The sequence below is a fragment of the Streptomyces sp. NPDC047886 genome (genome assembly GCF_043204435.1).
Lineage (GTDB): Bacteria > Actinomycetota > Actinomycetes > Streptomycetales > Streptomycetaceae > Streptomyces.
The window spans coordinates 219449-232513 of the sequence record NZ_JBIDCF010000007.1 but is presented as its reverse complement, the minus strand read 5'-3'; the positions used below and the strand labels follow the sequence as shown (position 1 = coordinate 232513).

General features: G+C 68.5%; 6 protein-coding genes, 1 tRNA gene and 1 pseudogene. 4 read left to right on the top strand and 4 right to left on the bottom strand.

What is annotated here, in order from left to right; translation table 11 throughout:
- Positions 1–968 precede the first annotated feature (968 nt).
- Complete coding sequence (locus tag ACGF5U_RS23850; RefSeq protein WP_392715246.1) at positions 969–7139, top strand: DNRLRE domain-containing protein; 6171 nt, start codon at positions 969–971, stop codon at positions 7137–7139.
- Positions 7140–7508: 369 nt separating this feature from the next.
- A complete protein-coding gene (locus ACGF5U_RS23845) occupies positions 7509–7712 on the top strand; it encodes a hypothetical protein (protein WP_392715172.1) in 204 nt (67 codons plus the stop codon).
- Between the two features lie 306 nt (positions 7713–8018).
- On the opposite strand, the gene ACGF5U_RS23840 is transcribed toward ACGF5U_RS23845, so the two are convergent.
- The 3 genes and pseudogenes from ACGF5U_RS23840 to ACGF5U_RS23830 form a co-directional block, all read right to left on the bottom strand.
- Positions 8019–9470, bottom strand: coding sequence for an ATP-binding protein (locus ACGF5U_RS23840; protein ID WP_392715245.1), 1452 nt, complete (start codon positions 9468–9470; stop codon positions 8019–8021).
- A gap of 333 nt (positions 9471–9803) precedes the next feature.
- Positions 9804–9947: pseudogene (locus tag ACGF5U_RS23835) on the bottom strand (IS5/IS1182 family transposase); the annotation flags it as partial.
- Between the two features lie 313 nt (positions 9948–10260).
- Positions 10261–10336, bottom strand: a tRNA-Arg gene (locus ACGF5U_RS23830).
- A 210-nt stretch (positions 10337–10546) separates the two neighbouring features.
- Between ACGF5U_RS23830 and ACGF5U_RS23825 the strand changes: the two genes are divergently transcribed.
- A complete protein-coding gene (locus ACGF5U_RS23825) occupies positions 10547–11938 on the top strand; it encodes a pyridoxal phosphate-dependent decarboxylase family protein (RefSeq protein WP_392715171.1) in 1392 nt (463 codons plus the stop codon).
- Between the two features lie 79 nt (positions 11939–12017).
- On the opposite strand, the gene ACGF5U_RS23820 is transcribed toward ACGF5U_RS23825, so the two are convergent.
- On the bottom strand, positions 12018–12161 hold the full coding sequence (locus ACGF5U_RS23820; RefSeq protein WP_392715170.1) for a hypothetical protein: 144 nt from the start codon (positions 12159–12161) through the stop codon (positions 12018–12020).
- 163 nt (positions 12162–12324) lie between these two features.
- Between ACGF5U_RS23820 and ACGF5U_RS23815 the strand changes: the two genes are divergently transcribed.
- A complete protein-coding gene (locus tag ACGF5U_RS23815) occupies positions 12325–13062 on the top strand; it encodes an NADH oxidase (RefSeq protein WP_392715169.1) in 738 nt (245 codons plus the stop codon).
- The last annotated feature ends 3 nt before the right edge of the window (positions 13063–13065 follow it).

Here is a 13065-nt window from a genome sequence, read left to right as displayed (position 1 = left end):
CCGCTTTAGGAGCATGATCATAAGCTCACTGGTCTTGCCTGATCTGGCTTGATGCTTCGCCGTTTCCGCAGGTCAACGGCTTGATGAGGGAAGGCAGGGGAGTGATCTTTCACAGTTCTTCGCGGGCCTTCTTTGTCTTGCTGTTCCCATCAGGTTCCCAGCCGAGGGCATGGGGGGACGGGCTTCGAGAGTTGGCAGATGTCTCTACGCAGGTTCGTCGCCCAGTCGGGTTCCATTGAGCACCGCAGATGCTTTGGGAGGGGCGACATGCTCGTTCCCATGGCCCGGGGTTGAGGCAGTGGCCGTTTTCGCAGGTCAGCCGCTGACTGCAGGCTAGCTCGTCCTTGCTTTGCGCTCTGAAGCCCTCCCTCACAGGAATCCAGCCAACTCCCAGTGGCGTCCCACTTGCCTCGGTTCGAGCTCCGATCCGGTTCGGCTCCTGGCCGAGTCATGGCCGCGCCGAGCAGCACGTCAGGAGCTCCGCATCTGTTTTCGGACTGTGCGCGCGTATGCCCCCTTGTGTGCGCCCCTCGGCAGCCGACCTAGCGTCTCGATCTTGTCGTGAGGCCACCGATGCGACGTATGGGCCATGGGTGGCATACGGGGAGAAAGTACAGGCCTTGCGGCGCCCGCCCACCGACGGGGCAGAACGCCGGACCACTGCCAGTTGGTGCCGTGGTGCCGCAGATAGCGGTTCTGCTGGGTCGCCGCGGCCCGATAGCTGTAGGTTCGTCGGTTGTGACGTAAGTCACTCGTTGACGGGGAACTCGTGCCATCGATTTGAATGCACTTGGCGCAGTTGTGTGTCTTTTCTTCCTCGATACGTTCACAAGTGCGCCACAGGTGTGGTGCGGTTGTGCGCAAGAGACCGAGGAATCATGTTTCTTCATATAGCCGCGCTACAGGAGCGCGGACGGCCTTGGTCCGGGGGAAGCCTCCGCTTCATAGCGAGCGGTCTCGCCCTGGCTATGGCCATCACCGTGTTCGAGGGCACAAGTTCGGCGATGGCACAGCCGCGTCAGGCACCCGCCGTCGAACCGGCGAAGGGAGCGGTCACGCAGGCTGCTGACATTCCGTCGGCCCGTGTGGCCGCCCGGATGTCCGGCAAGCGGGTGGAGGCGCTGTCGGAGCGTACGGAAACCTCCACGACTTGGGCCAACAAGGACGGTTCGCTCACCACCGAGCTGACTGCCGGTCCGGTCCGCTTCCGAGACGACGCCACTGGTGACTGGCGGGACGTCGACCTTGACTTGGTGAGTGGCGTCGACGGGTCGGTCACGCCCCAGGCTCACCCCCGCGGCCTTACGCTAGCGGGCAAGACCGGAACCCCGGCCGCGTCCCTCAGGGTGGCGCAGGCCGCCAAGGCCACTGACCTCGTGACCCTCGGTGAGGGCGACGAGCAGATCACCCTGCAGTGGAAGGGCGGCCTGCCGGCCCCGAAGCTGGAGGGCACCCGGGCCGAGTATGAGAACGCCGTGCCCGGTGCGGACGTGGTCGTGGAAGCGACCCGCATGGGTTTCGAGCAGTTCGTCGAGATCAAGCAGAAGCCTGCCGCTGACGGCTACACCTACACCCTGCCGCTGAAGACCAAGGGCCTGAAGGCCAAGCAGCAGGCCGACGGCAGCGTGGTGTTCACCGACAAGAAGAACAAGACGCAGGCCGTCATGCCGGCCCCGGTGATGTGGGACGCCACCGTCGACCCGGTCTCCGGTGAGCACACCCGTCGGGTGTCAGTGGCCATGGAGGTCGTGCACAAGGGCTCGACCATCGATCTGGTGGTCACCCCGGATGCGAAGTTCCTCGCAGACCCTCAGACGAAGTATCCGGTGACGGTTGATCCGTCGACGTCGGCACTGTCGAACGTCTTCGACACCTACGTGCAGCAGGGCGAGACTCGCGACTGGTCCACGGACGTCGAGCTGGACCTGGGCAACCCGGGAACGAAGAACGCCGACGGCACCCCGCGCATCGCGCGTTCGTTCATCTCGTGGAACACCAGCCCGATCTCCGACGCGCTGGTGATGGACGCGAAGCTGTCGCTGTGGAACTTCCACTCCGCCAACTACACCGGTTCGTCGTGCCCCACGCAGCCGTGGGAGGTGTGGTCCACCGGGGCCGCCTCGACCTCGTCGCGGTGGACGGCCCAGCCGGCGTGGATCGCGAAGAAGGCCACGTCCTCGGAGACCAGGGGTAATCCGTCCTGCCCCACGCAGCCGGATGGCTGGATCAACGCCGACGTGACGACGATGGTGCAGGAGTGGGCGTCGGCCAAGGCGGCCAAGTCTCACATGGGCCTGCGCGCCTCTGACGAGACCGTCACGGGGCAGTGGAAGCGGGTCAACTCCGCCAATGCGGCCTCCAACCCGCCCAAGCTGGTCGTCACGTACAACTACCGGCCGCGCACCGGCACCAAGCAGGAGGCGGGCCCGCCGTACTTCTCCTACTCCGGCGCCTACGTGGTCAACACCACGACGCCGACGCTGCGGGACACGTTCGTCGACCCCAACGGCGACAAGATCCAGGGCGCGTACCAGATCTTCGACGCCGCGACCAACACGCAGGTCGGCGCCGTCCTGCGGTCGGCGTTTGTGCCGTCCGGCCAGCCCGCTCCGGTGACTGTCCCTGCCGGCGTGCTGACCAACGGCAAGACGTACAAGTTCCGCAGTAGCCCCTACGACGGCACCCACTACAACCTCGGCTGGTCGGAGTGGAAGACCTTCACGGTCGACACCACTTCGCCGTCCGCGCCGACCGGGATCACGTCGACGGACTACCCCTCAAACGCGTGGGTCAAGGGCGCCGGTCAGGCGGGCACCTTCACCGTCACGCCCGCGTCGGCGGACCTGAACTGGCTGGAGTGGTCGCTCGACGGCACGACCTGGACCAAGGCCTCTACCGGCGCCTCCGCCACTCCCAAGGCGATCACGGTTTCCCCGCCCAAGGACGGCACCCACACCCTTCTTGTGAGGGCAGTGGACAAGGCGGACAACAAGTCGGAGGCGACCGAGTACACCTTCCACGCGGGCCCCGGCGGTTTCGTCCAGCCCTCTGAGGGTGAGCGCACCGCGCGCCGACTGCCGCTGGTCGCCGATGCGGAGGCGGGTAAGTACAACGCGGTCTCCTTCTCCTGGCGCCGCTCGGAGGCCGACCCCTGGGTGCGCATCCCGACTGCTGACGTCACCGTGGGCGGCAGCCCGGTGCCCGCCTGGCCCGTCCCGATGACGAACGGTCGCAACGCGCCGCTGGTGTGGAAGGCGACCGACACCGTCGACCCGGACGGTACCGTCCAGATCAAGGCCGACTTCACTGGTCCGAACAACGCCTCCGGCAGCACCGTGCCGCTGACCATCGTGGTCGACCGCGACGCCTCCGGCGCCGCGACGAGCGAGGCCGGGCCCGGCAGCATAAACCTGCTGACCGGTGACTACACGCTGTCCGCCACGGACGCCTCCGCGTTCGATCTGTCCGTCACCCGCAACGCCTCCTCGCGGACCCCGGGCAAGGGTGCCGAGCAGGAGGGGCAGGCGCCGATCTTCGGCAAGGAGTGGGTCGCGGGCACGGCCGCCGAGCTGACCGAGTCCGACTGGTCCCACGTCCGCCGGATCACTGACACGGCCGTCGCCGTGATCGACTCCGAGGGCAAGGAGACCCACTTCACCGCGAACGTGGCGAGAACCGCGTGGATCGCGGAGCCCGGCGCGGAGGGCCTGACCCTCAAGGGCAGCGTCTCCGGCTCGTTCACCCTGATCGACACCCAGGGCACGGTCACCACCTTCACCAAGCCGGATGCGACGGTGCCGACGTGGCAGGTCTCCAGCACCCTCCTCGACGGTCTCACCAACTCCACCACCACTGTGGTGTCGCAGAAGACCACGTACAACGGCAAGGTGGTCGCCCGCCCGAAGTACGTCATCGCTCCGACCTCGGCGGTCACCGCGGCCGCGTGTGCGGCCGATCCCGCGACCAAGGGCTGCCGGGTTCTGGAGTTCCTCTACCCGCTGTCCACCACCGCCACCGACACCGCGTTCGGTGACGTGGTCGGCCAGGTGAAGTCCATCCGGCTGTGGGCCACTGAGCCGGCCGCCGAGGTGTCGAAGGTCCTGGCGGTCAACGCGTACGCGTACGACGCCCAGGGCCGGCTGCGTGAGTCCTGGAACCCGCGCACCAGCCCGGTGCTGAAGACGGAGTACGCCTACGATGCGGCGGGCCGCGTCACGCAGCTGACCCCGCCCGGTGAGCTGCCGTGGAAGTTCACGTACGGCAAGGCGGGCGATGCCGCCACTGCCGGCGAGGGCATGCTGCTCAAGGCGTCGCGCTCCGGCCTCAAGCAGGGCACGGCCGACACGGCTGAGGGCACCGCCGCCACCAGCGTCGTCTACGACGTCCCGCTGACCGGCACTGCTGCCCCTTACAAGATGGGCGCGGCAGACGTGAAGGCGTGGGGCCAGCTCGACGCACCCGCGGACGCCACCGCCGTCTTTCCGGCCGACGCCGTCCCAGCCTCCCACTCCGGTCCCTCGCTCGGCGTCGGCGACTATAGGCGAGCCGACGTGCACTACCTCGGGGTGTCCGGCCGCGAGGTCAACTCGGCCACCCCCGGCGGATACATCTCCACCACCGAGTACGACCGCTTCGGCAACACGGTCCGTGAACTGTCGGCCGGCAACCGGGCCGTCGCCCTAGGCCTGAGCGGGGACGACAAGGCCGTCCAGGCGGACCTCGGTATCGCCCAGCTCCCGTCCGCCGAGCGTGCCGACCTGCTCGCCGTCAAGTCTCTTTACAACGAGGACGGCACCCGCGCGCTGGAGGAGTTCGGTCCGCTGCGCCGGGTCGACCTGACCGAGGACCTGAAGTCGGGGACGACGACTCTGGCCCGGACGGGCACTTCGGTGACCGCTCGCTCCTGGACGGTCAACGAGTACGACGCGGGTCGCCCCACCGACGGCACTGCCATGGTCAAGGACCAGGTCACCAAGGCCACCACGGGCGCTGAGGTGCGCGAGCATCCCGGCGTCATGGGGGAGGCCCGTGCGGTTCAGACGGTGTACGACTGGGCCAAGGGTCTGCCGACGAAGACGATCAAGGACCCGGGCGGTCTCGCGATCACCGAGAGCACCGAGTACGACGCCCAAGGCCGGATCACCAAGCAGCTCCTTCCCGGAGCCACCGGCACGGACGCCGCGACGCGCGTGACGACGTACTGGTCCGCCACCGGGTCCGGCACCTGCGCCGGTCGCCCGGAGTGGGCAGACCTGGTGTGCTCCACCGGCCCGGCAGGCGCAGTCACCGGCGGTGGCTCCCAGCCGTCGCAGCTTCCGACGACCACCACCGAGTACAACTGGTGGGGAGCCCCCGCCAAGGTCACCGAGACCGCGAACGGCGTCACCCGCACCACCGCGACCACGTACGACGCCGCGTCCCGACCCATCAAGATCGGAATTACCGGAGGTGCTGGGCAGCCGATCGCGGAATCGACCGCCGAGTACGACCCGGCCACCGGCCAGGCCGTGAAGACGGTCTCGCCGACCGGCGGCACGATCACCAAGCAGTTCGACAAGCTCGGGCGCCTCGTCACATACACAGACGCGGACGGAGGCAAGACCGCCACCGAGTACGACCTTCTCGACCGCCCGGTCAAGGTCACCGACACCGTCCCCTCGACAGTGACGTACACCTACGACCACAACGCCGAGCCGCGCGGCCTGGCGACACGAACCGCCGACTCCGTCGCCGGCGTCTTCCAGGCCACCTACGACCCGGACGGCTCCCTCAGCTCGGAGAAGCTGCCCGGCGGTTACACGCTCAAGCAAATCCAGGACACCGGTGGCACGCCAACCAATCGCATCTACACCCGTGACAGCGACGGAACTCTCGTCTATTCCGATTCCGTGAGTAGGTCCGTACACGACCAGGTCACCGAGCATGCCGGCTGGTCGGACCAGACCTACCGCTACGACCGCACCGGCCGGCTGACGACCGTGTGGGACACCGCGGACACCGTCTGCACCAAGCGGGCCTACACCTTCGACAACCGCACCAACCGCAAGTCCCTCACCAGCGCGTCCGGTACCCCCGGCGCCGACTGCCCCACCACCGGAGGTACCACCACCGCCCACGCCTACGACAGCGCCGACCGTCTCGTCGACACCGGCTACGTCTACGACGCCTTTGGTCGCACGACCGCCTTGCCTGGCGGCACTGTCAGCTACTTCGTCAATGACCTCGTCCATCAGCAGACCGGGGACGGGAAGCGCCAGACCTGGCAGCTCGATGCCAACCTCCGATACCGTTCCTGGAAGGTTGAAACTGGCAGTGGCACCAGCTGGACCCAGACCGGCTCCAAGCTCAACCACTACAGCGGCGACAGCGACAACCCCCGCTGGATCGTTGAAGATACCGCGACTGGGGCTTTGACCCGTAAGGTCACCTCTGCAACCGGCGACCTTGCCGCGACGACCAGCCAGACAGGTGACATCGTCCTGCAGTTCACCAATATCCACGGTGACATCGCTCTCCAACTCCCGCTCAGCGCGGGTAAGGAACCTGTCGCCCTGGACAGCGATGAATACGGCAAACCTCGCACTGGCCAGGCTGCAACCCGGTACAACTGGCTTGGCGCAAAACAGCGTTCCGCTGAAGCACTCAACAGTGTCACTCTGATGGGCGTTCGCCTTTACAGTCCGGCCACGGGACGCTTCCTCTCGGTCGACCCCGTGTATGGCGGCAACGCCAACGCCTACGAGTACGGTCTGGGCGATCCAGTAAATCGGTACGATTTGACTGGCTGTGCCTCGATCAAGCGGTGTGGAATAACATACCCGGCTTCCACAGGCTGGTTCCCGCTGAAGAAATACAACCACAGCAGGCCCAGTTCCTGGTACAGGAAGGCGCCGATCTGGCAGAAGGCAATGGTCACGGCACTGTTCCGTGGATTCATCACCGACGTTCAGTTCCGGAATCGAATCCTCTCCCTGAGGCAGTGGCGCTGCCATAACAAGCGTTACCAGGAGCGGAACGCGGCTCAGTACCAGATACAGGGTAAGGTCACCTTTGGTTATGGCTGGTTCAGCTATAACCAGACGACGCCGTGGCTCTACGTGAACTACTACTTCTGGATTGGGCCGACGGTGACGTACTGATGACGGTGAACTCGAAACTGCGAAGCGCGCTGTTCTGGTTGTGTGTTCTCGCCTCGGCTTTCCCCCTGACGGCTTTGCTTTACTTCATCACCGTCGGGAGGGTTTCGGCGCTGGGCGCTCTAGGGCTGCTTCTGCAAAGCGCCACCTTCGGATGGTTGGCACGAAGAGTGCGTGGTCAGGGCCAGCGCGGACGCGACGGCAGTACAGGCTGAAGTAGTGGTCTAGCTCCGGCCCTGCATGAGGGCCCGTCAGTTCACTGACGGGCCCTCTTCGTCTGTTCGGAGCGAGTTTGCTGTGAGCGGCCAGGCAGTTGGTCGGAACTGCGACGGTCGGCGAAGCCACCTCCCCTCCTCCTCGCCCATAAGGTTGGTGGTGCCCCTGCCGGGCAGCACCATCGGCTACTACGCCAACGACCTCGCCCACCAGCAGACCGTAGGCGGCAAGCGACAGACCTGGCAGCTCGACGCCGCCCTGCGCTTCCGCTCCTGGAAGGTCGAGGTCGGCGGCCTCGCCTGGACCGGAAAAATCTTGGGTGCAGGGCTCGGGGACCCGTGCTGGAGGTGGCGGTGGTGAGGCAGCCTTGCCGATGCACGCCACGTTTACGCCCCAGTGCTGGTGTATGGGCAGGCTCAATCAGGCTCGCTCCCTCGGCCCGGGAGTTGAGCCAGTGGCCGTTTTCGCAGGTCAGCTGCCTGACTGCAGGCTAGCTCGTTCTTGCTCCGTTCGGGAACGCTCAGCCTGGGTCGCCTCCCGGCGCGCTTCCTGGATGATCTGTTCGAACTCGGCGGGTGGCGAGGAGACGGCTGCCGGACGGCGGTTTCCGGCGCGCTTCCATCCGGAGGCCATGTTCCCCGTACAGGGGCGGTGACTGCGACCGGGTCAGTCGCCGTGGTAGAGGCGAGCTGGATCGATCAGCTGGATGGCGGGGTCGTTCTCGGCGAGGTGGCGCAGTTCGTCGGTGAAGCCGACGCCGCTGTAGCACTGCAGCCGGGTGACGTCGGTGGCGGTGCCGCGCGCGGTGAGGAGAGCACGGATGTGCTGGAGACGTTCGAGGTGGCCCTTTCCCATGACGTCGTTCCATTTGGCTTCGCCGATGGCGAGCAGTGTTTCGCGGCCGCTGTCGGTCTCGCCATGGACCGCGACGTCGACTTCGTGGCTGGTCTTCGCGGCAGGGTCGTTGACAGTCCCGCTGGCGACCCTTGTGACCTGCCCGCCGTGGGTTGCGGGAGACGCGTGCCAGCGGGCCCATTCGCGGCAGACCTGTTCGAAGTGCGGGCCGACAACCTTGCTGCGGAAGGTGGACTGGGCGCGGCGCCAGACGGCGGGGGCGCGTCCGGGGCGTTCCAGATCGCCCCAGGCGGGGCGCATGACCGCGTGGTAGAAGGCGATGAGAGGTTCGGCGATGCGGTAGGCGGAGCGGTTGCGGCGGAAGGCGTCGGCCTCGTGGGTGATCAGGCCGACGTCCTGGAGGACGTTGAGCGGGTGGGCGAGGTCGGTGGACTTGCGGCCGAGGTAGTCGGCGATGCCGCCGCGTGCGGCGTTTCCGGCGGCAATGGCAGCCAGGACGGAGTGGTAGAGCGCGGTGTCGTGGAGTTCGGGTTCCTCTGCGAGCAGGTAGCGGGCCTCGCGGAAGAGCGGACGGGCGGGATTGAGGACGGCGCGGGTGACCCAGGCGTCGAAGTCGTGGGGCCCGGCGGGGGCGTCGCCCTGGGTGAACTCGCGGCGGTAGGCGGGGGTGCCGCCGACGATGGCGTGGGTGAGCAGCGCGGTGCGCGGGTCGGTGATCTCCCAGAACTCGGCGGCGAGGCGGAAGTCCAGGGTGGGGACGACGAGTTCCAGGCCGGCGCGGCCGCGCAGCGGGGCGTTGCCGGCGAGGAGTCCGCCCATGAAGGACAGGGCGGAGCCGCACAGCAGGAGCCGTACGGGGGTGTTGGTGTGCTGGGCGGCGGGGTCGAGGGCGCGCTGGATGATCGAGGGGAGGGCGGGGGAGGCCTTGGCGAGGAAGGGGAACTCGTCGATGACCGCGATGGTGGGGCCGCCCCTGTCGGCGATGCGCATGAGTTCCGTGACGGCCTCGTCCCAATGAGTGAAGCGGAACGGGGTGGGCTGGTCGCGATGGCGGGCGAGGGCTTCGCCGAACTGGCGCAGGGCGTCGGTTTCGGTGGTCTCGGTGGCGGTGAACATGAAGCCGCCGCTTGCCCGCGTGACGGCGTCCAGGAGGAAGGTTTTCCCCTGGCGGCGGCGGCCGGAGACCACACCGAGGGTGGCACGCGGGCCGGGCAGGGCGGCGAAGCGGGTCAGCTCGGCCCACTCGAAGTCGCGGTCGAACATCTCGGCGGGTTTGTCCACAGCACACCTCTGTAAGGATAGGTGGGCTTATTATATCTGGACTTATTCAAGAACCCCTTCTTTGCGTGAATGCCCGGCGTTGGTCCCGGACGGGGCGAGGCCAGGGGGCGAGGTGCAGGGGTGGCGTCGAGTGGAGCGACCCCCGGACTTCCGACACCTGGACGCTGGATTTTTCGATCCAGGGGAAGTGGCCATGGTGGTAAAGCGGAAGCATTACCTCGGAGAGCTCAAGGGGACGCGGTGGATCTGGTGCGCTCCTCGAAGGACCGCTCCTTCGCCGGCATCGCCCGGAGTCTGGGTATCCATCAGGACGTTGAGGCGGAGAGCGAGGACCGCCCGGACGAGCTCGGCGATGCGGCTCGGGCTGCAACGGAGCTTGTGAAGGAGCCGCCAAGCCTTGAGGGTGGCCATGGCCTGGTCTGTCGCGGCGCGAACGTTGGCGTGACAGACATCGACCGCTGCCAGCGGTCGGCCCGGGATAGGCCTGATCCGTCGGCACCCTGGTGCTCGGTAACCCGCGTGACGCGCGGCCGACGATGCGGAAATCGCCGACCGCCGCCACATTGTGCTCAGCATCGCCCAGGAAGCAGCTCGCCAGCCGCGGTAGCTGGTCACTAAAGCGGGCAAAGGATCGCAAAACTGAATCGCGCCGTCGACGTAGAGTTACCCAAAGGCACCCATTGTGCCGTTCCCATCAGGTTCCCATCCGGGATAAAAACGACCCTCCGTGGCGCTCACGGAGGGTCGATATATCCCATTATCTGGTACTTACTGGTGCCCCCGGCAGGATTCGAACCTGCGACACCCGCTTTAGGAGAGCGGTGCTCTATCCCCTGAGCTACGGAGGCGGGGCTGGGCTGCTGGTGGGAGCAGCCGTGGACAGCGTAGCGGATGGGGACGGGGTGGTGGTGGGCACTGTCGAGGGGGTGGGACCGGGGGCGGGGCGGGGCCAGTTATGGTCACCTGGTCCGGGGCGGGGCCAGTTGTGGGGGATTGGACCTGGTCCGGGGTGGCGGGGGTGCCTAGGTTCTTCGCGACCTCGATGAACGGAGCCCGCGGTGCATCCTCAGCTTGCTCGTGATCATGAAGAGTTCGCCGGTCTGCTGGAGTCGGTGCGGCGGCATGCCGTGCGGGTCCTCGACGGGCTGGGCGACCGGGCTGTGGTGCCGGCGGGGGTCGAGCTGCCCGAGGCCGTGGCCCTGCCGGAGCGGGGCAGCGGGGCCGAGGGGGCGCTGGAGGCGTTCGCGGCGTGCTGGGAGCCGGGGTTCTCGGCCGGTGCGGGGCCGCGCTATCTGGGGTTCGTCACCGGTGGGGCCACACCCGCCGCGGTCGCCGGGGACTGGCTGACCTCCGTCTGGGACCAGAACTCCATCACGTCGCTGGACGGCGGGGCCGGGCAGGAGCTGGAGCGGCAGACGGTCGGGTGGCTGCGGGAGCTGTTCGGTCTGGGCGACGCCCATGACGGGGCCTTCGTCAGCGGGGCCACGCTGTCCAACACGGTCGGCCTCGCCGTCGCCCGCGAGTGGCTGGGCGAGCAGGCCGGGATCTCGGTGGCGGAGGAGGGTGTGGCGGCGCTCGGCCCGGTGCGCGTGCTGTCCGGCAGCGCCCACTCCAGCGTCTTCAAGGGGCTGGCCACGCTCGGTCTTGGCCGTAGGTCGCTCGTGCCGGTCGCGACCCTGCCCGGGCGGGAGGCGGTTGACCCGGCGGCCCTGGAGCGGGCGTTGCGCGACGCGTCCGGGCCGTGCGTGGTCGTCGCCAACGCCGGTACGGTCAACACCGTCGACTACGACGACCTGCGTGCCCTCGCCGAGTTGAAGGAGCGGTACGGGTTCTGGCTGCACGTCGACGCCGCGTTCGGCGCCTTCGCCGCGCTCTCCCCGGAGCACGCCGGTCTCGTGGCCGGGATCGACGCCGCCGACTCGGTCTGCGTCGACCTCCACAAGTGGCTCAACGTCCCGTACGACGCCGCTGTGCAGTTCACCCGCCGCCCCGACCTCCAGGCCCGGGTCTTCCAGAACGCGGCCGCGTACCTGGGCGGGCTGGGGGACCGCCCCGACCTCGTCCATCTCACGCCCGACAACTCCCGCAGGCTGCGGGCCCTCGCCACCTGGTTCACGCTCCGCGCCTACGGCCGCGACGGGTACCGCGAGATCGTCGAGCGTTGCGTCGCGCACGCCCGCGCCCTCGGTGACGCCGTCGAGTCGCTGGACGGGCTGCGGCTGCTGGCGCCGGTCCGGCTCAACGTCGTCTGTTTCACCCTCGCCGACGATCCGACCCCCGCGCGGCTCGCCGCACTCGCCGACGCCTGCGCCGATGAGGTCTTCATGACCCCCACGGTCTACGCCGGGACTCCCGCACTCCGTGCCGCCTTCAGCAACTGGCGTACCGGCGAAGCCGATCTCCTGCGGATCGTGGCCGCCTTGCGGAAGGCCCTCAAGGGCGGCTTCTGAACAGGGCACCCACCCCGGTCGCGGCAGGCGGGCGCCGCGTGACCGGGGGTCGGCGACCGCGTGGAGTGCGGCCGGGCGGTCAGGTGCGGTCGTCGGGCGCCGCTTCGCCCCGTACCGTCTCCGGGCCCGTGCCACGGAGGCCGGCCAGCAGCTCGGCCTGTCCGATGAGGACCGTCTCCGCGCCGAGCGGCTCCACCTCGATCGCGGCCAGCAGATCCCGCACCGGCTTCGGGCCGCTCCGGAACGGTTCCGGTGCCCTTGTGCCGCTGTGCCCGCGGCTACCCGCGGGCGCGGCGAAGCCGCCATGTGACGCATCGCAGAATCCAGCGATCGCCCCCATCCGTGTCCGGTGGTCCATGAGGATTTCACGCGGCAGGCGTGAACCGATGGCTGTCGTGGCCACGCATCCCGGCCGCATACTCGTCGGGCTGATCGCGCACAAGGGGGTACGGATGTCGGACGCGACCGGCCCCGTCGCGGTGCCCGGGCACACGAGCGTGCACCTGTGGTCGCTGGCCGAGGACGTGACCGTCGAACCCGGTGACCGCGAGGGCGAGCTGGTGCTCGCCGGCCGCTGGGGGCGGGAGCGGATCGACGACGCCGCGCCCGTCGTCCAGGAGGCGCTGCGGCGCATGGAGCTGGGGCCGGTCCTCCTCGCCAACCTCGCGGCAGGGCCGGTGGCCGGGTCCGCGGCCGGGCCGGACGGTTCGCCGGTGCTGCTGCCGCTGGTGCCGCTGCTGCGCCGGCTCGACCACCTGCTGGTGCGGACGCTGGGCCTGGACGATCTGAGGGGTCCCCTGCTGTCGGTGATCCCCCTGGCCCGGCGGGCTCCGTTCGCCCCCGTACGACTGCCCGCCGGGCGTCCGGTGCGGCTGCCGCCCGACGTGTCGTTCACGCTGCGCCCGGCCGGGGTCACGTTGGAGGCCCCCGGCTCCGCGCACCGGGTGATCCTGCACCGCCCCGAGGCCGCCTGGGTGGCGGCCATGCTGGCCTGGCCGGTCACGCCGGCCGCGGTGTCGGCCGCGCTGCCGCTGCCGCCGGCCGTGACCGGGGACATCCTCGACTACCTCGCCGCCGCCCGTATGGCGGCCCCCGCCGTGGACGACGAGCCGGGGGCCGGGTGAGGG

What these genes read in the sequence shown, in the direction of transcription:
- ACGF5U_RS23850 (WP_392715246.1), top strand. Translation starts at nt 969, where the DNA reads ATGGCCATCACCGTGTTCGAGGGCACAAGTTCGGCGATGGCACAGCCG.
- ACGF5U_RS23840 (WP_392715245.1), bottom strand. Translation starts at nt 9,470, where the DNA reads ATGTTCGACCGCGACTTCGAGTGGGCCGAGCTGACCCGCTTCGCCGCC.
- ACGF5U_RS23815 (WP_392715169.1), top strand. Translation starts at nt 12,325, where the DNA reads ATGGCTGTCGTGGCCACGCATCCCGGCCGCATACTCGTCGGGCTGATC.